Source organism: Leptospira ainlahdjerensis (assembly GCF_016919175.1).
In the GTDB taxonomy this organism is placed as follows: domain Bacteria; phylum Spirochaetota; class Leptospiria; order Leptospirales; family Leptospiraceae; genus Leptospira; species Leptospira ainlahdjerensis.
This window is the reverse complement of the sequence record NZ_JAFFPU010000075.1, coordinates 197,253-221,904: the sequence shown is the minus strand read 5'-3', so window position 1 is coordinate 221,904 and position 24,652 is coordinate 197,253. Positions and strand designations below refer to the sequence as shown.

The following is a 24,652-nucleotide window of genomic DNA, read 5'->3' as shown; positions in this document are numbered from 1 at the left end:
AAATCAAATGGGGAAAACATTGAATTCATCGATCATCATTCGTTCGGCCCAACCGAAAGACGTGGACGAAATTGTTCCTTTGATCTATTCTTCCGGTCCGGCCGCTTGGGATTACGTTTTTACTCAAGGATCTAACACTCCTTTTGATTTTCTGAGCACTTCGTTTATCAAAAGAGGAAACACGATCTCCTACAAAAATCACTTTGTGGCCGAGTTAAACGGGGAAGTTGTAGGCGCGATCCTGAGTTATCGTCAACCGTCTTTTCTCTTGTTAAACGGAGGAACGGCTCTGAGGATCCTTGCTGTTTATGGTTTTTCCGCTCCGAAAGTAATCGCTCGAGGTCTTGTTACGGAGGGAATGATACGTCCTCCAAAAACCGGAAGACTTTACTTGGGACATATCGCGGTTTCCGAAAAACATAGAGGAAAGGGAATCGGAAAAGAATTGATTCGATTTATGGCAAAGACATTCCCCGAATTCAAAACTCTTTCCTTGGACGTTTCGCAAAAGAACGAAACGGCGATTCAACTCTACAAAGGATTGGGTTTTCGGACAGTGGATGCGAGAAGTTTCGGCGGGCCGACGGGAAAAGTGCCCGATCATTTCTACATGGAAGTGGAAAGAAGTATATTAAAATAATCGAATGGAAAATTTAAAAACACCAAGTCAGAGTTCCGTCGAAACTAGACATATCGTTATGCCCGATCAGGCCAATCATTATGGAACCTTGTTCGGAGGAACTCTCATGTATTGGATCGATATGATCGCGGTCATGGTAGCTCAAAGACATTGCGGGAAAGAGGCCGTTACCGCGAGCGTCGATCGGTTGAATTTTATTGCGCCGATCGAAGTCGGAGATCACGTAATCTTAAAAGCGAGCGTGAATTATACCGGAAGAACTTCAATGGAAGTCGGGGTTCAGGTCTCGAAAGAAAATCCTTATACGGGAACGGTCGTACGCGCGACCACTGCTTATCTCACTTTTGTCGCGTTAGACGAAACGAAAAAGCCGTGTCCCGTCCCGCAGATCAAACCGGAAACTGAAGACGAGACAAGAAGATTTAAGAATGCGGTGTTAAGACAGGAATCCAATCGGGAGTTGGTGAAAAAAATTCGAAATTCCAAATGAAAATACTTTTTTCACCATGTGATCCGGAGTTAACGCCTTGGATCGGATGTTATTGGGGTTGGGAGTCCGATTCCGATTCGGCATCGATTCAGATCGAGTTCCCAAAAATTTTCCCTTCCGTCGAGAATGAGATTCATATTTCCTATCGGGATCCGATTTTATTCGGAACCGTTCAGGAAGGAATGGGAGAATGGAATTCTTCCCAGGGACATATCATCGGAAATCATCTTTCTCCCTTTCTGATTTCCCCCCAGGGGAAAGTCGGTTTTTTTAATATAAGAATGTTTCCCGGATCCTTTTATGAATTTTTCAAAATTCCCGGAAAAGAAGTTCGGAGCCATTTGAACGATCTGCAGATCCCGAACAACAATCGATATTCGGATTTCGTAAATCGAATCCGGGATTCGAATTCTTTCGATGAGCGCGTGGTGCTTTCAAACGAGTACTTTAGAAAATTATTAAATTCTAAAAAAGAAACGGAGCCTGTGATCGTCGAGGCAGTGAGAAGGATCGCGAATAGCAAAGGAAGGATTCCGATCTCGCAATTGACTCAGGATTTGGGTGTGATCAAGAAAACTTTGGAAAGAAAATTCCAAGAAAGAATCGGATACAATCCGAAAGAATTTGCGAGAGTCGTTCGTTTTCAAAACGCCGCTTGGATGAAATTGGAAAATCAAAATCTCAGCGAACTTGCTCTTAGTGCGGGTTATTACGATCAATCTCATCTGACCAAAGAATTTGGCGCTCTTTCCGGTTATTCTCCGTTGGTTTGGTACGGGGTCAGGGATCGAGTTTTGTCTCTTTTTTACAATACAAGACCGCATTCTTTCTAGTATAATATACGAAGTTAGCGGTAGTTCGAATCTACTTCGGCTAGGGAGAGGGAAATGAATCAAAACACATTGCAAGAAAATTCGAATCCGGAACTCGCTATTTCTTTTTGGAAAAGGTTTCTCTTTTTTAGAGCGATTAAACAGGGAAATACTTCTCGTTTGAGAAACCTTCTTCTGAGCGGATTGAACCTGAACGGATTGTCGTATTACGGAATGAGTCCCGTCTCTCTCGCCGTTAAATATCAGAATTTGAGAATCGTTGAAATCCTTTTTGAATTTTTAGCCGATCCGAATCAACCTGATGAAACCACGGGTTTGACACCGTTGATCCATTCTATTTTGGAAGATTCTTCGCCCGAGCTTTTATCCCTCCTGATTTTTTTCGGAGCGGACCTCAATCAAAAAGATATAAACGGGATGAGTCCTCTTCATCACTGTGTAAACGAAGGAAAACTTTTACCTTTTCAAATTCTTTTGGAGAAGGGCGCGGATCCGAATGTGCAGGATTTCGACGGAGTAACTTGTATGAATTTGGCGAAGTCCTCGCACGGAATGTCGGAGTTCGCGGAGCTTCTTCTCAAACACGGAGCCGATCCGATGATCAAGGACAAACACGGAAAAATCTATCTGATGTAAATACTTCGAAGAGCGAATTCAATTGACAGACCGGAGAGGATCAAAAGCCTGAAAGGAGAATGAAACCTCCCGCTAGTCAGTCCTGTCAACACTACCCGGAATGCGCCGGCTGTGATCGTTTGCATATCGGTTATGAAAAACAACTTCAGCTAAAACAGGATGAGATTGAAAAACAATTCGGCGGGTTTAAGGGATTGGAGATTAGAACGATCGTAAAAAGTCCCAAGGATCAGATGTACCGTCATAAGGTTCAACTTCCTTTTGGACATCGTAAGATCGGTAAAAAGACGATTCTTACTCTCGGACTGCACAACAAGGAAAATACTTTTATCATCGATCAGAAAGAATGTAGAATTCAGGACGCTGACTTGACAACCGTAGCTTCCGCAATTCGACACTGGGCTAGAACTGAAAGTCTCAGTCCTTACTTTGAAAAAAACGGGAACGGTCTTTTAAGACATATCGTTTTGAGAAAGGCACACGCGTCTCAGGAAATTCTCGTAGGAATCGTTACGAATGCGAGCGAAATTCCGGGAAGGAAGAATATAACAAACAGCTTACATTCGTATATTAAACAATTCTTAATCCAGGAAAAGTCGAAGGCGGAAGTGGTCGGAATCCTGCAGAATGTAAATCAGAGAAATACAAAAGTGGTCCTCGGGGAAAAGGAAACAACCTGGTACGGAAGACATTTTATCAAAGAAAGAATAGGGGGGCTGAATTTCCAGATCGGCCTTTCCACGTTTTTCCAAGTGAATCCGTTTCAGATTGAAAACCTTTATAACCTTGTATTAGAAGACCTTCCGTCCAATTCCGTCGTCGTGGACGCATATTGCGGGATCGGTACGATCACCCTTTACTCAGCTTCCAAATCCAAAAAAGTGATTGGTTTGGAGGAAAATCCGAATTCCATCCGTTCCGCGATCGGGGCCGCAAAAGCGAATCAAGTGGAGAACGCGATCTTTATGAAAGGTAAAGTTCTTCAGACGTTACAATCGTCTTTGAATGAAAAACCGGACGTCGTTATCGTGGATCCGCCGAGGGAAGGATTGGATCCGGAAACCAAAAGAATATTATTAAATTCTAAAGTTGGAAGAATTCTTTATGTTTCCTGTAATCCGGAAACTTTGAGGAGGGACGCGTTGGAACTTACAAAATCTTTCCAATATCAAAAATTGACTCCGGTGGATTTATTTCCGCATACGAGTCATCTGGAAAGTGTCGCGGTTTTTACGAGATAATTTGAATTCACGTAATTTGAAGTGTTTTTGATTTCGAAAGAAACACGATGAGAAAGAGACTATGATACGTTTTCTCTCGAAGAGTATTCAGTCCGAAAAAAAATAAGAATCCTATTTCAATGTCCTGTATTCTATCGTTTGGATTCGAAAGAAACCTCTGCTGTTCCCAATCGTGTTTTCGCCGGTGAAGTTTTTGAGAACGTTTTCGTTTTATTCTTTCCACATTTTAAAATTTGAATCAGTAAACTTAACGGAATTTTCGACGGATTTCCGAAAACATCTTTTTTCTAAAGGACTTAAAACGGCTTTCGGGTTCATCCGAAGTAAAATCAAGATTCAAAATTTTCGGTGCGAGAAGGTATGCGTCTTCAATCGGTTGACGTAGAATAAAAAAAGTCAATCGTATCTTCAACTTCGTAATTATAATCCGTTAGGAAATATTCGATAAAGCCGTTTGACCATAAATTTCCATTCTAAATATGACAATTGTGATGGGGAATCTTTACGATAACTCACAAATGAGCTATGGATAGTTTTGAAGGATTGTGTGAAAGTTTAAACCCAAGGAGTTTATAAAGAATGAAACTTTCACATCTATTTCTTTTGCTAAGAATTTATCGAGCGGTCTTACGCTGTTTCCTTTTTCTAAGTCTGAACGTTCTTTTTACGGTTTGTGACAAAGGACCGAACGTTAACGACGGAACAACTTTCGCCGCACTTTCTGTTTGTTCCGGTCCTGATTGTAAACATAAAGATTCAGGATCGATTGTTGATTCGATTTTATCCACGTTTGGAATTCTGACCGGTAAAGAAAATTCCCAGTTTGGGATTTTAGACGCCGATCCTTTAGCCTGCAATCAGCGTGAGACTTCTTTGAACTGGGAACGACCTCTTCTATATACTTTTTTAGGAAGCGGATTCGGAGACGGCGACTTTTTCAATCAGGGTGTAACCGCGTTATGCGTCGCTGACGTTCCTGATTCTGGAAGCACCGAATATATCATAACAAGTCAGGAATTCCCCGCATCGGGTGCGGAACCCAATCTGCTGGTTCAAAGAGTAAATCAGTTCGGGCATTTGGTGCAAACGAAACTGATTTCTGGCGCTGGCACACAAACCGCCGTCGCGATTGAACGTGATATAACGGGAGACGGGGGTTTTATCATTGCAGGTACTTCGAACGCAGATATTCCTACGATCGATGGTCTGACTCCCATTCTGCGTTACTCCGGTGGAGTGGACGGATTCGTTCTCAAACTCAAACGAGATTTTCAGGTGGAATGGTACACCTTTTTAGGAGGAGCCGGAAACGAAAATCTGCGCGGACTTTCGCAGACACATTGGAACAGCTATATCCTTGTCGGAGACGGGGATTCAGATGCGACGCTTGGAGAAGTCAGGCCTATCCAAGTTCATTCTTCGCCAGTCAATGGTACGAATACGGACGGATGGGTGATTCAACTTGCTTCCGACGGTAAAGTTTATTGGCATACTTATCTAGGCGGTCCTTATCGGGACACTTTTTATACGGTCTCGAAAGAATTGCTGAATACGAACCAACGGTTTATCGTCGCAGGTATTGCGGGTGGAGAAATTACGAGTATAGGCGATATTTTTACGCAGGTGAAACATTCTCCGGGAGTCAACGACGACGCTTTTTTTGCTCAGTTAGATTGGGGTGGAAATCTGATCTGGTTTTCCCAGTTCGGCGGCTCAGGCCAGGAAAGAATTTTCGCAAGCGCTACAGGAAGCAGTAGCCAGGTGATCGGACCGGATCAAACCTATTTGGTGGGAGAGTTGGCGCAAGGTTCCCTTCCTTTTGGCAATTCTTCGCTTCCGGGTAGCGGTTTGGCGTGTAGCGATACAACCGGTTCGGAAGCTTTGTTGATGAGCGTCAACAATATAAACGGAGAACCCATGTGGTACACCTGCGTCGGCACTCCCAGGAAATTGGATCGCGCCACTTCCGTAGTCAGCAATCGATATGGAACCTCTTTTATGGTTGCGGCTCTGATGCAAGAGAACATACCCGAATTGGTCAAGAACCAGTGGACCACTTTACTCCCGGCGGTTCAGCATTCGAACGTAAATACGAATACGAACGGAAAGTTTTATTGCGATACATTCCTTGGAAACTTCAATCTTAATGGAAGAGTGGAAATGTACACGTTTTTTGGAAGTCCTTACGGTTGTGACTGGCCGATTGGAAACGACGCAATTGCGGATCATTTCGGAGGAGTTGCTTACGGAGGAGTCGGCGCCGGCGAATTGTTTTCTTACGGTCCTAACGGAACCGCCCCCGTTCAACAATACGCATCCTATCGTCGGAATTTACTCGTCAACTTCGATAGTAAGGTATTAAAACCCTGCACCAAGGAACCGATCAATCCGGAATGTGTATCCATCTACTAAGGTAAAAATCTTAGGCTTTACGAAATCGGATTCGCGACGGTCCGTGTTCGAATTCCGGGAAAAGAAACGATATCGATTCTCGAATGAAATAGAGGATTGAAGGAAACAAAAAGTGATTGGAGAAGTGAAGAAAACTCGAGCCGAATTCCGGCTCGAGAGACCGAGAATTAAAGTTCGGGAAAAGGAGAATCTAAGATAACCTTATCCTCTTTCAAGGAACATTTGGATTGAAGAACGATCGTAAGAGGAGCTCCGATCAAATATCCGCTCAATCCCTTGATTTCCAGGATACAATCGTCTACTTCCGATTTAACGTAAACTCCGTCGGATTTGATACCTGCTAATTGGTCCGATAAGATAGAAAGGATGGAAACCGATGCACGGCCGTTCAAAATACTTGAGTTGATCAAATCGGTGACGATCGCGGCGTCTCTGATTTCACCCGCGGCTTCCGAACCCTTGATTCTTCCCGGTGCAAGACCGAGAGTATCAAAAAATAAGCAGTTATAAACTTGGGAAAGAAAAAGCAAAATGAGAATTCTACTGAATAGAGTTTTCAAAGTCGACCTCTGATAATATGTTTAAGAAAGATCGTCCTTTACGAACGAACTCAAGGTCAATCAGAAATAAATTTCACGGATAAAAACGAGTCCGATTTTACGTTTTACAAACGACGCGGAAATGTAGACGTTCGTAATATTCTAAAAAACCATTATCTTCGACTGGAATGGAAAAAAGATTTAAGAATTTTGCATATTCCGAATTATCTCCGAACTCAAATCGGGTTTGAAGCCCGAGTCCGTCCTTATTCAAGGGAGATTTTTTTTGCCTTTGGAAAAGTTTTGAAAATCGTTTCCGAAAGTTCTTCTTGTTTTGTAAAAAAACAAATCTGATAATCGGTTTCCTCTTGAAAACTTTTCAAGTAAGAAAGAGCGGATTGAATTCTTACCGGATCCAGATGGACAAAGGGTTCGTCCAACAGTAGAATTCCGTTTTTGGGAACCGTCTTTCGAGCCAAAAAAAGTTTAAAGATTAGATAGAACGTCGCCAAGGTTCCGCCGGAAAGGTGTTCGATGGAACGAAGTGTTCCCGCTGCGTCTTCCATTTTGATCAGTTCTTTTTTATCGAGCGCTTCGAATGAAACTTCTCTTTTGGGAAGAAGAAGGTTGAGATCTTTGCGTATTTCGGATGCGATCGAAACAAATTGAAAGGACTGATCTTTGGAAATGTCCTCTACGATTTCCTGCGCGATCTTCGCGGATTTGCGTTTGGATTCTAAACTCGAAAATTCTTTTTCTTTTTCCGCAAGAAGTTGAAGAGTAGAGATTAGATCCTTTTCTTTTTCCGGAAGAGAATCTTGGATTCTCGTGTCCTCGACTTTGATTTCCGTCTTGAGTTTGTTCAATCTTTCTTCCAGAGATCGAAGTTCCGTTTCCAATTCTTTCTTCTGTGCGTTTTTGGAAAGCCTTTCGGTTTCTGAAAGTCCTTGTGTCGGAATTTCCTCAAGCAGGGAAATTTCCGCCTTCCATTGAATTTCCAATTCTTCGGGATTTTTTCCTCCGTTTGCGGATTGAAGTTTTTGAGAAGATTCTTTGAAAATTTTGGACTGGGATTGAAACTCGGCAATTTGTTTGTGATAGTCTTGAATGGACGCGACCCTTCTTTCTCCGAGCCAAGAATTTCGTTTTGTCTGAAGTTCCGAAAGTTTTTCTCTTTCCAATTTACTTTTGGAAAGAATCGAATCCAAGGTTTCGATCAAAACCCGGATTTCTTTCTCCAAGGTTTCCATCTGCTCCGATTTAGATTCAAAATTTAGAATCTGTTTTGCTAAGAATTGTCTGAGAATATCCATTCTTTCGATCGGAGAAATCGGGTTTTCAGGGAACGTTAGATTCCATTCGTTTAATCTTTTGGAAACCGCTTCCCTTTCTTTCGCGGAACTGTAACGCATTTCTAAGGATTCTTTTTTCTGAGTAAAAAGATAAAGACCGATTCCGATTGCACCCGCCGAAACCAAGGAGCCGATTAAAAGTCCGAACGGAGAAACGTTGGCAACCAACAAAAAAACCAAAACTCCCATCAGACCTAAAAAACCAAAGCCTGCAATTCCTCCTCCGATGACTTTTTGATTGGAGTTGGAAAGATCGGTGCGAACCTCTTCGGTAAAACCTTCTTCTCTGAGAGTTTTATCGATTTTTTCGATCGATTCTTCCGCTTTGACTTTCATCTTTTGCAAAAGGGAAATTTGATTTTTGAGGGAATCGGATTCTTTCTTTTTGAGATCGATCGCCTTTTGTTTGTCTTGCAATAAAGTTTCCGAAGAAGTAAGAGAAGATTGGACTTTATCGATTTCCTTTTGAAGATTTTCAAAAACGGAAGATTCGTCTTTGGAATAGAGAAAGTTTTTTTTGAGAGTTTCTTCCAGAGATTTTAATCTTTGGATTTTGGAAAGAGAATCTAAAAGTTGAATCTTCTTTTGAATTTTGGAATCCAAAAAGAATTCCTTTTCGAGTTGTGAGAGTTTTTCTTGGATCTCTCCGGCCCTTTTCCGATCTTTGAGATGTTTTTCTTCCATTTCCACATTGTTTTTGTTTCGGGAATGAAGAGATTCGATTTTCGAAGTCAGTTGAATTCTTTTGTCTTTGAGATCCGCGATTTCCTTTTTGAGGGTTTCAAAAGTTTTATATTCTCCGCTAATCGATTTTGGAGAATGAATTTTGCCGAGCGACTTTGAAATTCCCTCCAAGTTCACTCCGTTGTTGAGGAGTTTACTCCGTAAGAATTCGGGCTTGATCATCTTTTCGTTGTTAAACGCAAATTCCAATTCTCCTTCACGAAGCGAAATACAATGCACATACTGAGGAGCCGCATCTTTGGAAAGTTCGGGAATCTCACCCAAGAGCTGATAACCTTCCAAACTCTTCTCCCCGTAACGGGAAAGAATACTTTTTTTCGGTTCCTGACTCGCGGTAAGAAACTTGCTTCCGATTCCGAGACGGAGCGCGTCAAAGATCGTGGTTTTGCCCGATTCATTCTTCCCTTGAAAGATCGTAACGGAAGGACTGAGGTCGAAGTCGGATTTTTGAAACTTTCCGAATTTAAGAAGTTGTAGTTTGGAAATCATCTTTCGTTTTTTCCCGCGTTTTTTTCGATTTGTTCCAAACCCAATACCAAAATTTCATTCCAGTCGGGAGCATCCGCGCCGGACCAGTTCCGCTGACGTTCTATTAGATTTTCGTAAAATAGTTTTGCGACTGGGTTGTCGATAAGCGCCGAAGAGGTTTTGAGATCGGAAGTTTTGATTTCAATTTTTCTACAACGCGCGGACTCGCTAAAACGATTTAAGGCTTCCGAGACGACGTGTTCGTCTTCGACGATTCCCGAGACGGTGATTCGAACCGTGTCCATTTGCGAGAAACGAGAAGCCGTTTTTTCGAGTTCGGGAATTTTACCGGAAAGAGTGACGGAAAGAGAAAAGTCCTTAAATTCTCCGGCGGAAACGATCGCCCTTTCTTTTAAAACCGGAGTTCCGTTTTTACCGAGGGAAACGATGTTTACGGTGCGAATTCCGGATTCTCCCAAAGAAACGATCCGAGGCGAACCCGGATACGCTTTGATCAGAGAGCCGGAAACCTCCGAACGTTTAGTATGAATATGACCTAACGCGAGATAGTCGAACTTGGCTTCGAGAAACGGCCCGGAATCGAGAATGGAATCCGCCTCTTCCGGAGAAGGTCCGAGATATTCCACCATTTTGGTTTCGGTGCCGTGGAGGAGCGCGATCCGGTATTGAACCTTCTTTTCTTTAAATTGAATATTCGAATAATCTAAATTTCTGTTAAACGGAAATCCGAAAAATTCAGCGGAGACGCCGTCCGATTCTTCCAACCAGAGTTTCACGTTTTCGCCTTTCTGAGGATAGAGCATCGGCGAAAGATCCGCGGAAATCGGGTAGGTTCCTTCTGCGAGACCGAGTTCCTCGTGATTGCCGGGAATATAGAAAATTCTTCCGGAAAAGGATTTGAGGATCGATTTGACTTCTTCTTTGAGCGCTCCGATATCGTTGTTTCGATCGAAGAGATCCCCGCAAAATAGGATATGAGTGCATTGTTCCTCGGAAGCGATCGAGACGATCTCTTTGAGGACGGAAAGGGAATAGTCCTTTTCTTTTTGGCTGAGATGCAGATCGGCGCTGTGTAAAAATCGAATCATGGGCTAGGTCCTAATTTCTAAGAATAGGGTTTTCCCCTGACAAAAATTCAAGGGAATCCGATTCTTTTTGAATTTTTTTTTCGAAACTTTTACGGGGCTTCCCGGCCTGGGAGTTGTAACCTCAATCGAATCTTGGGAATGGAATTGGAATGAGAGATCCCAAACGGAGTTTTTGTCGTAGTTCCTACAAGGGTTCGGGGCGGGGAATTTTACTTGCAAAAAGTAGAATTTTCTGATAGAGAAGGATTCCCGGAGTTTTTCCCGCCTCCGCTCCCCTCCACCCAAGATCAGGGCGGGGCCGCCAAGTTTCACAGAAGAGCCTGTAGGTTCTCCTACAAGAGTTTGAGAGATCCCGTTCGATTTCAGTTATGGGTTTGTGGAAGAGGGCTCCAGATCGCAAAGCCGGGGTTTAACCTTGATCCAAAAAAGGGATGAGATGTTGTTCCGTGTATTGAATGACTTTTTGGATTCGATCTGAGGCGTTCCATTTTTCGGAAATCATCCGAGGAGCTCCCCAGAGAAAAATCGCTTCGATAAAAATTTTGCGGGGATCCGGAAAGAAGGATTCGATTTTGATTTCGATTCCGTGGTCTTCCGGATCCTGAGGATTGAGGGGAGGAAGAACAAAACGAAGTCCTCCTCCTAAGATCGGTCTTCCGAGTTGTTGTAAGCTGTCTCTGTTTTGTTTGAGGCGTTTTTCCCAGATCTCGCCGAACGCGTGTTCTGTGGAAGAGTCGGTGAGGAGGCGAACGGTAAGATCGCTCTTTACTACATTCTTCCCTTGGATCTGCCAAACCTTGTCGAAGGCTTCGATGACTCTTTCAAAATCCTCTTCGATGGATTCCAAAGAGCCGTCGGGGTTTTCGGAAATGATTAAGAGTTGTGTAATATTCGGTCCCGCGTTGATCACTTGGATCGTAAGAACCGACTGAGAAAGTTGTCTCGTGAGGACGTTTTGATTCGGACCGTAGTTGGTGCCCGTGATTTCGATTCCCAATTCTTCTAATTTACTTTGGAACAGAAGAATTTCGGACTTGGATCTTACGACGATCGGTAAAAATAAATCGCTGAGTCCGACGTGAATGATGTTTCGATTTCGATTCATGATTTGCGTTCTTAAGATCCTTTCTAACAAGAGGATCTTTTTTGAATAGAAAAGAAATTCTTTCGTTTGTCGATTATCGATATTTGACTAAAAACGAATCCTGCACTCCTTTGGGCGAAAGTCCGTTGATCGTTGCAGTCGAGAAACCTGTTCCATACAGCGCACCTTCTGGATCGGTGAGGATTCCGTTACCCAGTATGGTCGCGCCGACGTTTCCGACCTGACGAACCCATTTTTGTTCGCCTTGTCCGTTGTGTTTCGTAAAAAATAAATCGTTATTCCCGAGGGATGGGCCGGAACCCGTCAACAGATTCCCCGTCGTATTTCCGGTTGAAAAAACGTTTCCAGCCAGATCTGTAGTTAAGGACGCGACCGTGGTGGTCGCAGATCCGTTATTGACGCCGAATTGCTGAACCCACTGTTGCGTTCCACTTTGGTCGAACTTAAAAATGGTTCCCGCATAGGTGGTTCCCGGGTTTCCGGAACCGAAGTCCGCGTTACTCGAAGCTCCCACAAAAATATTTCCCGTAAGATCGAGAACAATCGCTCCCGTGAGAATTTCTAAGGTCGCTTGACCTACGTGTTTGAAAAATTGTCTATTTCCGGCCGAGTCGTATTTGAAGATGAAAAGGTCGTTTCCTCCGATACCGGGAGCGGTTAACGTAGAATAATCGGCGCCTCCAAAACCCGTTACAAATACGGAATTGGACGAAGGATCACATACAACGCTACTGGCAGTGGTATTCGCTCCCGTAACGGAAAGTTGAGTCGCCCAGGATTGATTTCCGGAAGAATCAAAACGAACCACAAACATGGTTCCTCCGATCGCAACCGGGCCGCCGAAAGGTCCGTTCGTGTCTCCTACGACGTAGGAATTTCCGAGATTGTCCACGCAGATATCCGTCGGATTTAGAAAATAACTTCCTCCCGTTGGCCCCACTTGTTTGCTCCAAATCGGAGTTCCGTCCAAAGAAACCTTGATTACAAAAAGATCCTGACCGCTCAACAATGGGCCGGCAAAGGTCGCGTTCGTAAAACCGGCCAAATACACATTTCCGAACGAATCCGTCGCAATTCCGACAACGGTAAGAAGGGCTCCGGATGCGCCCAACTGGAAAGACCAGGCTCGACCGCCGAAGGGATCATATTTAGCAAGGATGAGATCCTGAGTTCCAATTGCACTACCGTTAAAAACGGCCCCATCCGTTTCACCCACAACAACGACGTTCTGAAAAGGATCCAGGACCAGATCCTTGCCCCGACTGCTTGCTCCTGTTGTTCCTTCGAGGATCGTCCATTCTAAGGTTCCGGTGTTTTCCCGAAAGACAATAGGATTGGTCCCCTTGATCCCCGCGAGAAACTGGCTGATCCAATATTCGCTCGTTGTTGGATTTCCGGAATTCATGGAATTGGTCGGATTACAAGCCTGGAGAAAAATCCAAAGAACCGGGATCGTAAGATGGGATTTCATTTCGCACCTAAAAAATTCTAAAATAGCGTTCTTACTTCTTCCAAGAATCCAAGGAAGAGGGAACTCCAACGAAGAGTAAGATTGGTAAATTCTAAATATCTTGTTATAATTTGGAAAGAAATTTACCGTCTTCGAGCAAGGTTCTCCGATGGAAAAGCGAATCTGGATTTGACGGAAAGAGATCGACTTCTCGAGGCGGACTTGGTATCCGTACTCATTATCCTAAAAAGAGTTTTTCATAGATGAACTTAGAGACTGAAATCAGACAAGAAACGAATCTTTGCGATAAATCCGGGAATCTGAATTTAAACGCGGTAGGGTGGTCCAAAAGACCTTTGCATCGATGCAATTTGAGCGGACATTACCTGAGAAAGAAGAAATGGAATTATTGGTGTATCTATGACGAAAACTTCTTGGCCTCGTTTACGATTTCGGACGTTGACTATGCGGGAGTCATCTTTGTCTATTGGCTCAATCGGAAAACGGGAGACTTCGAAGAAGGAACGATTCTTACTCCTTTTGGATCCGGTGTGAGTTTGGGACAACTTTTGGGAAGTAACGCGACTTATATCGGAAACAACGCGAGACTTCAATTTTTTCGGGAAGAAGAGGGTTATCGTCTTTCGGTCAATTTTTCGCCAAGAAATAAGATTCCGGTTCATGCAGAACTTTTGGTTCCCGTTCCAGAGAATTGGGAAACGCTCAACGTAGTCGTGCCTTGGTCTAAGAGAAGATTTCAGTTTACGGAAAAATTATTCGGAGTAGGCGCGAGTGGAACCGTTCGCTACGGAGCAATGGAGCATAAATTCGAACCGGAGACTTCCTTTGCCTGTTTGGATTATGGAAGAGGGGTCTGGCCTTATTCCACAAAATGGAACTGGGCTTCGATGATGGCGGTTAACGCAGGTGAAAGAATCGGAATCAATCTTGGAGCCGGATGGACTGACGAAACCGGAACCACCGAAAATGCGATTTTGGTGAACGGAAGAATTTATAAGATTCCGTCTAACGCGGTTTTTGAGATCGACAAAGAAAATTGGATGAAACCTTGGCATTTGTACACAAACGATTCGCAGGCGATCGATCTACAGTTCATTCCCGAATTTCATAGAAAGGCAAACACGAACACTGGAATTCTTGCTTCTTCCGTTCATCAGATGATCGGAAGGTTCGAAGGTATTATTCGATTGGGAAAGAATGAATATAAGATTACGAACGGTCAAGGTTGGGCCGAAGACCATATCGCAAGATGGTAGTAGGGTCTTCTCCGAAATACATCTACAATATCGCTTCTAAAAAAGAATATGAAGAAGCGGTAAGGACCGGCTTTTATATTACAGATTCCCTTTCAAAAGAAGGATTCATTCACAGTTCAAAGAAGAATCAGGTGGAAGAAACCGCGAACCGGATTTTTTTCGGAAGAACGGATCTGCTTATTCTCGTTGTAAATACCGAAAAATTAAAGTCGGAATTAAAATACGAAACTAGCGAGTCTTCCAAATTTTCGAAAGAGGAGGAGAAGAATATTTTCCCTCATATTTTTGGCCCCTTGAACGTGGACGCGGTCGAGCAGGTTTACGAGATAGAACCGAACGAAGATGGAAGATTTCGTTTTTCATTCTTAGATTGAAAATCCGCTGAAATCCTCTTCGAGATTAAGAATAAAAAAAATGAAAAGTAAGTCCGAAAAAATTCGATGTGCTTGGGCGACGAAAGATCCTCTTTATATGGATTATCATGATAAAGAATGGGGAACTCCCGTGCACGACGATGGAAAACTTTTCGAATTCTTGATTCTAGAAGGGGCACAAGCTGGGCTTTCCTGGATTACGATTTTAAAAAAAAGAGAAAATTACAGAAAGGCTTTCGACGGTTTTGATCCTAAAAAAGTCGCGAATTACAAAGAGAAAAAGATTCAATCCCTTCTTAAAGACGAGGGGATCATCCGAAATCAATTAAAGATTCGTTCTGCGGTTACAAACGCACAATTATTTTTGAATATTCAAAAAGAATACGGTTCTTTTGACAGATATATCTGGTCGTTTGTGAATCAAATGACGATCTATAATTCTTGGAAGACGATCCGAGACGCGCCGAACGAAACGCCGGAGTCGAAAGCGATGAGCAAGGACTTAAAGAAAAGAGGCTTCAAATTCGTGGGTTCTACGATTTGTTATGCGTTTATGCAGGCGACTGGAATGGTTATGGATCATACCACCGATTGTTTTTGTTTTGTAAAAAAGAAAAAGTGAGCTTTTTCCAGATCGAAATCCCTATTTTACTTTGAAAGTGTAGCGGCCCACTCTCGATTTCGCTCCCAAAATTTAGAAAAGAATTGTGCGACGTAGGAAGCCTTTAGGAACTTTTGTCGGAGTTCCGACGAGAAAAATTTTATTTGCAAAAAGTATAATATTCTGATAGAGGAAAGTCTGCCGAGGTTTTTTCCCGCGGACCCGCCTCCACCACCCAATTCAGGGCGGGGCGCGCGACCTTCACGGTGGATTGTCGTACCTCCGACGAAGCCGAGAGGAATTTTACTTTGCAAAAAGGTTCATTTTCTTTCGTACATCGTTCCCCGAAAGTTGAATCGCTCGTTTTTGGAAGCTTCCTTAAAATGGTTAAGGAAAATTCTTTCTGATCGCTTCCTTAGAAAAATTTCCGTCCCAATCCGTTTGAATCAAAAGGGCGTCCACGTATAAGGCCGGTTTTTTCTTCGTATAAGCAAGAATAACGTATCCCTTATCGTTCTTTAGAATCTTGCTCGCCATATAGATTCTCTGCGAATGTTTTTTTTCCCAGATTTTTTTACCGAAAGAATCGAATTTTATCAAAACCATCGGTCCTTCTCCGTCGGAAAGAATTCCTAGAAAACCTTGATCCGGCGTCTCGATAATCGGATCCAAAAAGTTGTGTCCGCCTAACCTTTGTTTTACTTCCCAAATCGTCTCTCCATTGGGAGAAAGTTTTAAGAGCCAGACGGACTTGTTACCCGCACCGGAAATTCCTCCTGATAAAAGAAGATTCCCATCCGTAAGTTTGAGTAAAGAAATTGCAAAATCTTCCACACCCTGAGTTCCGAATTTTTTCTTCCAAAGAGGGTTCCCGTCCTCGTCGTATCTCTGAACGATCACGTCTCTTTGAGATTCTTTTCCTGATACGTTATCCGTGCTTACTGCAAATGCAAAACCCCCGTCGGAAAGAGGAACCGAAGCGTCAGGGGCAAAACTTAAATCTGGAATGTATTTCGAATTCTTAACGGAACCGTCTTTCCCGAAAAGAGTATAAAGAAAGCTTGTTTTGATTTTTGTGGAAACCACGGTCGTGTTTCCTTCCTTCTCGGTAGTTTCCACTTTATGAGAAACGGAAACAAGACCCCTGAACTTTCCGTTGGAAAGCTCCTGCAAGTGGTAGATCTGAGGATCTTCTAATCCGCAAAAGTTGTCGCAGAATTCATTTGCGTTGATAAAACGATCTTCCACGAGTTCGCCTTGAGCGTTGTGTTTTGAAAAAGAGAGTTTTCGATTGAGAGTCGAACCTCCTATCGATCCGGCCGCGATAAAATCTCCGTTTTGAGTAACGATGAGAAGTTCTCCTCGATAACTGTCATGGTCGTGCAGTGCGATCGAATAGCCGTCCATATCCACAGGTTTACTCGGGAATAGATATCTCCACCAAACCGGATTTCCATTGGAATCCACTTTCGCTGCCCAAGCGGCTCCGTATTTTTTTTGTTCAATTTTAGAATTCATGTCTTGTTTGGCGCAACTATTGGAAGAGCCGACGATGACAAAGCCGCCGTCTTTGAATGAACCAATCCCGGAAGGAAGTTCCTCGGGACATTCATTCGGTTTGAGTCCGTTGAATTGTTCTCCTCCGAACATGGTCTGCCAAAGGGAAACGTTCTGGGCAAAACTCGAAGAAAGAATAAGAAAGAAAATGGAAAATAAAAACAATCGTTTCATTGTAAGCGGTTATCCTCGTGCGAAAAGAATTTCCAAAAAGAATTTAGAATTGTAAAGAATTTATTTAAAAATGAAGTCGAACTAAGCGAAAGGAACGGATAAACGAAGAATAAAACGCGGACCGTTCTCAAAAAATCGAAAGGAAAAAACGATGCAACCGACAGAAGACATTCTCGGACATAAAGAGACTCGCTCTTTTCGAATCGGCTTTGTGCTTAGAATGATCATAGCCGCTTCTTTTATTCCGCCGAGTTTGATTATTTCACAAAGTATGACGGAAAAAATAGCGATTCTGATCTTGTATTCCGGAACAGCGTTTGTTTCCGCAGGGATGCTTTGGTTTTTAAGAAAGGAAAGATTTTGTCTGAAAGACGACAATCGAATCGCGGGATGGATGGGGGTGTGTCTTGATATTTTGATTCTTTCGATACTTCCTTGGACTTGGTATGATTCCGTTGGAGGCGAGGCGGTTCCTAGAACCTATCTTATGAAGACGGGTTTTATTCCGATCTCTGCGGTCTTTATACTTGTGAACGGCCTTTCTTTAAAACCGGCTTATCCGCTTTTGGTTTCTTTGGGATCGATTGTAACTTCCATACGGATGTTTCTTTATGTTCAAGGAGATCCAAATGTGGAATGGACGTCGAGCCTTTCGGAAACGTTTCTATCTCCCAAAGCCAATCCGCAATATCATTTTTCAATGACCGCCTTACTTTTGTTATATGGAGGTATCACCTCCTTTATCGCTTTCACCGCACGCTCTCTTCTGAAAGAATCCGTAGTTTTGGAAAGGAAAAGTTACCAGTTGGGAAGATATTTTTCACCGGGTGTAATCCAGAGAATCACCGCAGAGGACAATCTTTTTGCGCCCGGGGGAAGAATTCAGAAGATCGCCGTTTTGTTCTGCGACATTAGGGATTTTACTGCGATTTCCGAAAAACTTTCTCCGGAAGAGGTCATTTCGCTTTTGACGGATTATCATAAAGAGATGGTTCGAGTCGTTTTTGAAAACGGAGGTTCGGTCGATAAGTTTATCGGCGACGGAATTTTGGTTACCTTTGGGATTCCTGAATCCGGAGAAGAGGACTGTCGTAATGCAGTTCTTGCCGGGATCGGAATGAAAGAAGAATTAAGAAAATTGAATATTCGGAGATCCGAAAGAGGTCTCTCCGAGATCAGGCAAGGAATCGGAATTCACTTCGGGGAGGCGATCTGCGGTAATATCGGCACCAAAGAAAGACTCGAATTTACTGTTATCGGAGATGCCGTGAACGCGGCTTCTCGAATCGAATCTGCATGCAAAGAATTGAATGCGGACTTTTTGATTTCTCAGGAAGTTTTGGATCGGATCGGAAGCGGTTTTCGGACCGTCGAGATAGGAGAGGTGCAGGTAAAGGGAAAAGAAAAACTTCTGAGTCTTCATTCCGTGATCCTGTCCGGACTTCCAAAGGATACTTCTGCCCTTTGAGTTTGATTTTAAGATCGAGAAACTTTCAAATTTCCTGAAAAAAATACGGAAAGTTTATACCTCCTTACACAATTTTGATCCGGAGGTATAAACTAAAACGAAAGAGAGTTTTTTATCTTCCGAATTTTGCGATCAGTTTTGCTTCGCCGATTTTCAACTGGTTGATATAAAAGCCGATCAGAGCTCCTGAAGAATTCTGATCCGCTCCGATTTTATCTTTTAGAGCGTAAACGGTGAAAATATATCGATGAGGTTTGTCGCCTTTGGGAGGACAAGGCCCTCCATAACCGCCGGTTCCAAAATCCGTTCTGCTTTGAATGGTTTCCTTCGGTAAAAGGTCCTTCTCAAGATTTCCCGCATTTGCAGGAAGAGAAGTGGTCGTAGCCGGAAGATTGAATACGACCCAATGCCACCAGCCGCTTCCAGTGGGGGCGTCAGGATCGTAAACGGTGACAGCGATGCTCTTCGTATCCTTTGGAAGTCCGGACCAGGAAAGAGAAGGGGAAACGTTCCCGCCGGTACATCCGAAACCGTTAAACACTTGTTCGTCGGCAATCAGCTTACCCTTAGTCAGTTCGGGGCTTTTGAGTTGAAAAGGCTCTGCTTGTAATACGGAAGCGGATAACAAGAATGCAAATGCAATTCCTTTAATTTTCATGAATCGAAATTCTCCTTTCTAAACATTTTTTATTCAACAGTAAATTAAACTTTTTGCAATTCTTGTTTTAAGAATTTATAAAAATTCTTTTGAATCGAATTCGGATTCTTCGGACAAAATCCATGAACGACTGATTTATCGGAAGAAAGAAGCCCGCTTATTTTGCTTCGGGCTTTCTAAAATTCTAAATCAACCAGACTTTTTTATTGTCGTTTGCATACTGATCGAAAGAGATCGGATCTTTTCCCGTAATCTCCCTGACGCCTTCTGAGATAGGAGCTACATGTCCTTCTTTCAGAAGACCTGCGAGGTAAACCAAAACGTTCGAGTAATCTTCAGGAACACCGGCGCTTAGTAAGTTCTTTTTAAATTCTTCCTGTGTGATATCGGCAAACTTAATGTTTAAACCCGTCGCTTTGGATATTTTTTGAGCAACTTCGTCGTGTGTGATGGAATCTTTTCCGGTAAGCGTAAATTCTTTACCGTTACGGGAATCGTCGAGTAAAAGAGATATGGCGGAAGAAGCAATGTCTCTTACGTCGATAAAGCTTGTTTTTGCCTGACCGCCCGGAAAGTAGATCTTCTTATCCTTTAAAATTCCAGAGATCCAAAACGTCTGAAAGTTTTGCATAAACCAATTCGGCCGAATGATGTTGAATGGAACCCCCGAATTTTCCAGCGCGATTTCTAATTTTCTAAGTGGTAAATCGTCCGGAGAATGTTCAACGCCTACTGCGGTCATGAGTACAACTTTCTGCAATTTTTTAGATTTCGCTCTTTCTATCCATGGATTTAGTGCCCCAAATTGATCCGTAAAGCCTGTTGGGGAAAGAAAAAAAGCCCTATTCACTTGATCCAAAACTTCGAGCCCAAGATTCGGTTGTGATGCGTCCGCTTTTACCCAGTGAAGATTAGGAACCTTTTTGCCGGATTCCGGCGTTCTTGTGCCTGCGTAGACCTCATGACCTTTTTCTAATAAACCTTCCACGACTAAACCCGATACCGATCCGCTTGCGGCGTATACAAATATTTTCATAATTCATTCTCCTAAAAACATAGTAGCCTGTGAGGAAGAGATTGGCTATGTCCTATAATCTAAAAAGAATATCCAATCGTATAAATGAATCGACTTTTGGACATTTTGGGATAAAGTTGATCTATGGATTTACTTTCTGAAATTCTTACGTCCGCAGCTTGGAAGACAGATATTCTTGTTAGAAGGTCGATGTATCGAGCCTGGGGGCTTCGATTTCCATGTGAGAAAAGCGGAGGATTTCATCTTCTTTCTCAAGGTTCTTGTTTTGTTCGATTTCAGGGAAAGTGTATTCCTTTGGAGAAAGGAGATATTCTTTTTATCGCAAGGGGATTCAATCACGAGCTCGTGTCCACTCCGAATCACAAAGCAATGGATATCGGAAAGTTCAACGAGTTCTTGGCGAAAGAGGATTCCAAATCCGACGGAGTTCCGATTACAACCTTTGTTTCGGTTCGTTACGAGGTTCCCGAGACGACACAACATCCTTTTTTTCTCGAACTCCCGGATCATATACTCATTCGTTCCGGAGAAATTCCTCCCCATCATCCTTTGCACACGACGTTGATTCTGATTTCTCAAGAAGTCGATTCGGAACTCGGATCGGATCTTATTCTACAAAGATTGACCGATATTCTTCTTTATTACGTTATTCGCCATTGGTTAGAAACTCACCCGTCTCTTTCTCCGGGATGGAGGAGCGCGTTTAAGGATGGGAAAATATTGGCCGCGTTGGAAGCGCTTCACAAAAAACCGGCGCACTCTTGGAGTCTTGAGAATCTCGCAAGGGCCGTTGGAATTTCCAGAGCTTCACTTGCGAATCGTTTTCGAGACGTATTAGGTTGTACGCCTATGGATTATCTCGCAAGACTTCGAATTGAAAAGGGGAGAACTCTGATTCAAGATCAAGGAGCTACCCTCGAAGAAGTTGCGAGGATCGTAGGTTATTCTTCCGCGTTTGCTTTTTCAAAAGCATTCAAAAGAATCCACGGAGTTTCTCCCAGAAAAGACGAATCACAAAAAGCCAGACAAGTCTCTTGAAAGAGGAGAGGAAAAGGATTCAATCTTACATAATATAATTTGAATTCTTTTTTTTAAATTTTTTTTTCGGAGATGGAGGTGATGATTTGCTTCGATTTGAATCCGAACTTGAAACGATTTTGTTTTTCATGGATTCAATTCTTTGCTCTCTTGTAAGCGTGGTTTTAGGGAGTTGAAGATGAATTTGAAATTAATAGCTTGGATTGCGATGATGAAGATTGTTTTTGTATTCTTTTCTTGCAAAGAAGATCTGATACAAGTGACTCAGTTAGGCGCAATCGATCAGAAAACAAAAAATCAGACTGCGTTTGTGTTTCGGCCGGAAAATCTTTTGATGATGATTCAGACGGATACGGATTTGGACGGTCAAACGGATCTTTGGACCTGGGTTCGTGGAAATCGTGAAAGCCCGGAATCGAGTCTTGTACTTTTTGAGGAAATGAAACGAAAAGGAAATCATAGTAGGATTTGGTATGGGCCTGGGAATCGAAAATTGATCGAACAAGACGATCTAAACGAAGATGGTCGCTGGGAATCGATTCTATACTACAATTCTATGGCGATACCGGGTGAAACTTTGCGAATTGTGGGTCGGATTGAGGTCGATCTGAACGGAAATGGAAGGCCGGACCTGTGGATTTTTCCGGAAGCGAGGATGGAATTGGATAGAGACGGAGATGGAAAACCGGATCACATTCTCTCTAGAGAAATTCTAATGCTCGAAAATTTTAATCTGATCACGCAAGAAATGAAAATCAAAGAATCCGATTTTACGCAAATGAAAAAAGAAGATTCTTGGGTTCTTAGACCGGAACGAATCTTAAACCCGCGTTACCAATCTCTAATCACGATCAGCATTTTTCCCACGGGATCGAAACAAGAAAAAAATCACGATCGCTAAATTAAACGTCCCCTTCTACTTTCATTTCATAAAAAAAAAGACCGCTCTTCCGAAGCGGTCTTTTTTTATCTAAGTTTCTAACCGAAAATCAATATTTTGGATAAGACGCCGGACAAAGTCCGTTGTTTTTTACGTTCGTCTCGGTTCCGACCGTGCTTAAGTTTGCGGCGGCTTCTTCGTTAAAATCTCCGTATCGACAGGTAAGATTTAGAAAAAGAACTTCCTTCACCGCTTCCGCTTGAGCCGTAGTGATGATTTCACCGAGAACTCCACCGGTCATTGCTCCAGTGAATCCCCCAGCTACATCGTGAAGGGAAGCTGCAATTCCCTGAACTGCTTCCGATTCGTTTGCAATGAGGGCCTTTGCACACGCGCGAGCGGTCGTAGCCCCTGCCGCGTTTCCGCCTACGATAGCCGCTGCATTGATCTGTTGCGCCGTACCAAAAGCAAGGAGTGTCGCCCCAGCTTGTCCGGAAGTCGTAAGTTCGGAAACATTGATCAAGCGTCCTGCGTTCGCTGCTTCCGCAGTCCACTTGAAGTTACTCGCAGCGACCGCCGCAGTTTTTCTCCGAAATGTCAAGTTGGTTGCCATATCGGTTGCTGCAGAACCGGAAACGGTAGAGATGTTAAAGCTCGAAAGAAATTCCAAGTATTTTGCCTTTGCTTGTTCGGAAGAACAGGCGATCACGGTTTTTCCAAAATAAGCGGGGTCGATACTCACAACGGTTCCGCCAAGAGCAAGCGGATTCAGGTTCCAACCTGTGCCGGCGGGCATGCAGAATGCGTTTGCTGCTAAGGTTTGATCTACTTTAAGAGCTGTGACTGCGTCCTTGGTGGCTTGCAATGTGGCAACCGTTTGACCGGCTCCCGTGCAGTTTGCACCGCCCGCGTTTGCCTTATCGATAGCAGCTTGGTAAGAAGCCTTAGAGGACTCCGCTACGGCTTCCGAGTTGCCTACGATAAAGACTGTATTGAAAGTTCCGTTACAAGCCGCTTTTGGTCTTGTGGTAGCCGTTGCCGTATAAGTTGGGAGTCCGTCGCCGGGTCCACCGGGAGCAGCGTCTGTTTTCGAGAGGGTAACGCAGTTCCCGCTTGTTTGGTCTGCTAAAAAAGCCAGAGCTAAAAGCAGTTCCGTGTTATCATCTTCTTTCGGTTTACAAGCTGCTAATGCAGTCATAAGCGCAAGCATTGCAGTAAACTTAAAAATATTTTTGTTCATTCAAAAAATCTCCTTAATTCACCGCGATAGAGTGATTGATCGTAAACGCGACAACCATTAATAGCCAAGAATGGATTCAAGGTGACAAATTTTATATATATGATTGGATTGTAATGTATATTTAATTTATTTACTTCTATTATTAATAAAATTGAATATTTAATAATTATTATTCAATTGATATTATTAAATAATTGATTTTGAATGATTTCTTTTGTGACAAAGTGTAGGTTGTTCGAATTATACTTCGAATTGTTTTATAAGAAGGTCCAACTTTTTCCCTAAGAGTCGAATTTTCTCTTCGGTTCAGGGTTTGAATTCGTAGAAACTGGAATGAGTTTGATAATGAAAGACGAAACGTAGGTTTTGAAAGCTGCTTGTACTTTCAAGTGAGTGGAAGTTTTAAACCGAAATCCGGTTTTTCAAAGGTTTTTTACAATTTCGAAATCTTATTTTGGTTTTGTTGAAGAGATTTAGAAACTTGGAATTCTATCGAGTGCAAAGAGATTCGGTCGAGAAGAGAAAGTTGAATCGGTGTTATTTCAGAAAGTGAAGAATTTAAAAATGACCGATCCTCGTTTTCTTACATTGAAAAAGGAATTATGGCTTTCCAAGTTTCATCGGGAATGAGAAGCGGGTGAAGCGCCCAAGACTGTGGAGATGGTAATGGCTGGACCTTGAGAAGTGGAATTCGTTTTCCTTTTTTGAAAACTTGACCGATTGTATCCGGATTCTCACTGAAAGTATCAGGGATCGCGTCCTGATTCGTATCGATCTCGATTCTTTTCATTGGATAGATCCAGATGTCTATTTTTTGATCTTTATCGGAATCGATTTCAATTCTGGCTACGATTCCTGAGTTCACCTTAGGTTTTGCAAATCGGTTGTAGTATTGTGTAGTTTCGAAAAATCCGTCTTGGTCTCGGTCATCTTTTTCGATGAGTTTTAAATTTCCGGGCCCGAACCAGATCTTAATATCCACCTTCAAAGGGTCTTTCGATGCGATTTCATTATAAAGGGATTGGAATGCTTTTGGATCCTTAGGATCCATTTTTAACCACATCCAGTCGTCAGGAACATCTTTTTGTTTTTCAAAGGTTTCCATAAAAATGGATACATTCGAGTCGCGTTTCGTATACAGTATGTTGTCAATTTTTCCGTCTTTGTTTTGATCCATCGGGGTCACATTAAATTCCGATCGGCAGCCAAGGAAAGAATATAAGAAAAAGGCTAATAGAAGTGAACAATGCTTCATGGAGATTAAAGATAGAATGAGGCTGAAAAAGTAAAACAAAAAGACATCGATGAAGATAACTTTTTGTTTTACTTT

Annotated in this window: 22 protein-coding genes; 12 read left to right on the top strand and 10 right to left on the bottom strand. The window is 42.8% G+C overall.

All coding sequences use genetic code 11. The features are described from left to right. The first annotated feature begins 7 nt into the window (after nucleotides 1–7). The 6 genes from JWG45_RS19605 to JWG45_RS19580 all read left to right on the top strand — a co-directional run bounded on the left by JWG45_RS19605 (nucleotide 8) and on the right by JWG45_RS19580 (nucleotide 6,252). Nucleotides 8–640 (top strand): GNAT family N-acetyltransferase, encoded by a 633-nt coding sequence (locus tag JWG45_RS19605; protein ID WP_205281297.1) that lies wholly within the window; start codon nucleotides 8–10, stop codon nucleotides 638–640. Nucleotides 641–644: 4 nt separating this feature from the next. Next, complete coding sequence (locus JWG45_RS19600; protein WP_205281296.1) at nucleotides 645–1,130, top strand: acyl-CoA thioesterase; 486 nt, start codon at nucleotides 645–647, stop codon at nucleotides 1,128–1,130. After that, nucleotides 1,127–1,963 carry an AraC family transcriptional regulator gene (locus JWG45_RS19595; protein WP_205281295.1) on the top strand — a complete coding sequence of 279 codons (837 nt, stop codon included), beginning with the start codon at nucleotides 1,127–1,129 and terminating at the stop codon, nucleotides 1,961–1,963. The genes JWG45_RS19600 and JWG45_RS19595 overlap by 4 nt, the downstream gene beginning before the upstream one ends. 54 nt (nucleotides 1,964–2,017) lie before the next feature. After that, nucleotides 2,018–2,599, top strand: coding sequence for an ankyrin repeat domain-containing protein (locus JWG45_RS19590; protein ID WP_205281294.1), 582 nt, complete (start codon nucleotides 2,018–2,020; stop codon nucleotides 2,597–2,599). 59 nt (nucleotides 2,600–2,658) lie between these two features. Then, nucleotides 2,659–3,840 (top strand): 23S rRNA (uracil(1939)-C(5))-methyltransferase RlmD, encoded by a 1,182-nt coding sequence (rlmD, locus tag JWG45_RS19585; RefSeq protein ID WP_205281293.1) that lies wholly within the window; start codon nucleotides 2,659–2,661, stop codon nucleotides 3,838–3,840. 579 nt (nucleotides 3,841–4,419) lie between these two features. Then, nucleotides 4,420–6,252, top strand: a complete 1,833-nt coding sequence (locus tag JWG45_RS19580; protein ID WP_205281292.1) for a hypothetical protein — start codon at nucleotides 4,420–4,422, stop codon at nucleotides 6,250–6,252. Nucleotides 6,253–6,419: 167 nt separating this feature from the next. Here JWG45_RS19580 and JWG45_RS19575 read toward each other — a convergent pair whose 3' ends face one another. From JWG45_RS19575 to JWG45_RS19555, 5 genes are all read right to left on the bottom strand, one after another. After that, nucleotides 6,420–6,812, bottom strand: a complete 393-nt coding sequence (locus JWG45_RS19575) for a TIGR04452 family lipoprotein (protein ID WP_205281291.1) — start codon at nucleotides 6,810–6,812, stop codon at nucleotides 6,420–6,422. A 245-nt stretch (nucleotides 6,813–7,057) separates the two neighbouring features. Beyond that, nucleotides 7,058–9,376: an ATP-binding protein gene (locus JWG45_RS19570; RefSeq protein WP_205281290.1), complete on the bottom strand. Its 2,319-nt coding sequence runs from the start codon at nucleotides 9,374–9,376 to the stop codon at nucleotides 7,058–7,060. Beyond that, complete coding sequence (locus JWG45_RS19565) at nucleotides 9,373–10,464, bottom strand: metallophosphoesterase family protein (protein WP_205281289.1); 1,092 nt, start codon at nucleotides 10,462–10,464, stop codon at nucleotides 9,373–9,375. Before JWG45_RS19565 ends, JWG45_RS19570 begins: the two co-directional genes overlap by 4 nt. Nucleotides 10,465–10,873: 409 nt before the next feature. Then, entirely contained in the window at nucleotides 10,874–11,569 is a 696-nt protein-coding gene (locus tag JWG45_RS19560; protein ID WP_205281288.1) for a hypothetical protein, read from the bottom strand. A gap of 73 nt (nucleotides 11,570–11,642) precedes the next feature. Next, entirely contained in the window at nucleotides 11,643–13,040 is a 1,398-nt protein-coding gene (locus JWG45_RS19555; protein ID WP_205281287.1) for an SBBP repeat beta-propeller lipoprotein, LipL53 family, read from the bottom strand. A gap of 242 nt (nucleotides 13,041–13,282) precedes the next feature. Here JWG45_RS19555 and JWG45_RS19550 point away from each other — a divergent pair, with 242 nt between their 5' ends. From JWG45_RS19550 to JWG45_RS19540, 3 genes are read left to right on the top strand one after another with little or no spacing between them, the layout of a single operon-like run. After that, complete coding sequence (locus JWG45_RS19550; protein WP_205281286.1) at nucleotides 13,283–14,296, top strand: DUF2804 domain-containing protein; 1,014 nt, start codon at nucleotides 13,283–13,285, stop codon at nucleotides 14,294–14,296. Then, complete coding sequence (locus JWG45_RS19545) at nucleotides 14,290–14,670, top strand: DUF952 domain-containing protein (RefSeq protein ID WP_205281285.1); 381 nt, start codon at nucleotides 14,290–14,292, stop codon at nucleotides 14,668–14,670. Before JWG45_RS19550 ends, JWG45_RS19545 begins: the two co-directional genes overlap by 7 nt. Before the next feature lie 40 nt (nucleotides 14,671–14,710). Then, nucleotides 14,711–15,292 carry a DNA-3-methyladenine glycosylase I gene (locus tag JWG45_RS19540; protein WP_205281284.1) on the top strand — a complete coding sequence of 194 codons (582 nt, stop codon included), beginning with the start codon at nucleotides 14,711–14,713 and terminating at the stop codon, nucleotides 15,290–15,292. A gap of 366 nt (nucleotides 15,293–15,658) precedes the next feature. On the opposite strand, the gene JWG45_RS19535 is transcribed toward JWG45_RS19540, so the two are convergent. Next, nucleotides 15,659–17,002: a hypothetical protein gene (locus tag JWG45_RS19535; protein WP_205281283.1), complete on the bottom strand. Its 1,344-nt coding sequence runs from the start codon at nucleotides 17,000–17,002 to the stop codon at nucleotides 15,659–15,661. A 151-nt stretch (nucleotides 17,003–17,153) separates the two neighbouring features. Here JWG45_RS19535 and JWG45_RS19530 point away from each other — a divergent pair, with 151 nt between their 5' ends. Further along, on the top strand, nucleotides 17,154–18,470 hold the full coding sequence (locus JWG45_RS19530; RefSeq protein ID WP_205281282.1) for an adenylate/guanylate cyclase domain-containing protein: 1,317 nt from the start codon (nucleotides 17,154–17,156) through the stop codon (nucleotides 18,468–18,470). A gap of 112 nt (nucleotides 18,471–18,582) precedes the next feature. Here the strand turns inward: JWG45_RS19530 and JWG45_RS19525 are convergent, their stop codons facing one another. Together JWG45_RS19525 and JWG45_RS19520 are read right to left on the bottom strand one after the other, a co-directional pair. Then, on the bottom strand, nucleotides 18,583–19,128 hold the full coding sequence (locus JWG45_RS19525; RefSeq protein WP_205281281.1) for a YbhB/YbcL family Raf kinase inhibitor-like protein: 546 nt from the start codon (nucleotides 19,126–19,128) through the stop codon (nucleotides 18,583–18,585). Nucleotides 19,129–19,312: 184 nt separating this feature from the next. After that, complete coding sequence (locus tag JWG45_RS19520) at nucleotides 19,313–20,164, bottom strand: NmrA family NAD(P)-binding protein (RefSeq protein WP_205281280.1); 852 nt, start codon at nucleotides 20,162–20,164, stop codon at nucleotides 19,313–19,315. Between the two features lie 123 nt (nucleotides 20,165–20,287). Between JWG45_RS19520 and JWG45_RS19515 the strand changes: the two genes are divergently transcribed. Both JWG45_RS19515 and lsa25.6 (JWG45_RS19510) read left to right on the top strand, forming a co-directional pair. Beyond that, nucleotides 20,288–21,202, top strand: a complete 915-nt coding sequence (locus JWG45_RS19515) for an AraC family transcriptional regulator (RefSeq protein WP_205281279.1) — start codon at nucleotides 20,288–20,290, stop codon at nucleotides 21,200–21,202. 178 nt (nucleotides 21,203–21,380) lie between these two features. Then, a complete protein-coding gene (lsa25.6, locus tag JWG45_RS19510) occupies nucleotides 21,381–22,103 on the top strand; it encodes an Lsa25.6 family adhesin (protein WP_205281278.1) in 723 nt (240 codons plus the stop codon). 88 nt (nucleotides 22,104–22,191) lie between these two features. Here the strand turns inward: lsa25.6 (JWG45_RS19510) and JWG45_RS19505 are convergent, their stop codons facing one another. After that, complete coding sequence (locus tag JWG45_RS19505) at nucleotides 22,192–23,322, bottom strand: lipoprotein LipL36 (RefSeq protein WP_205281277.1); 1,131 nt, start codon at nucleotides 23,320–23,322, stop codon at nucleotides 22,192–22,194. 583 nt (nucleotides 23,323–23,905) lie between these two features. Beyond that, nucleotides 23,906–24,499, bottom strand: a complete 594-nt coding sequence (gene lsa25.6 / locus JWG45_RS19500; protein ID WP_205281275.1) for an Lsa25.6 family adhesin — start codon at nucleotides 24,497–24,499, stop codon at nucleotides 23,906–23,908. Nucleotides 24,500–24,652 lie beyond the last annotated feature (153 nt).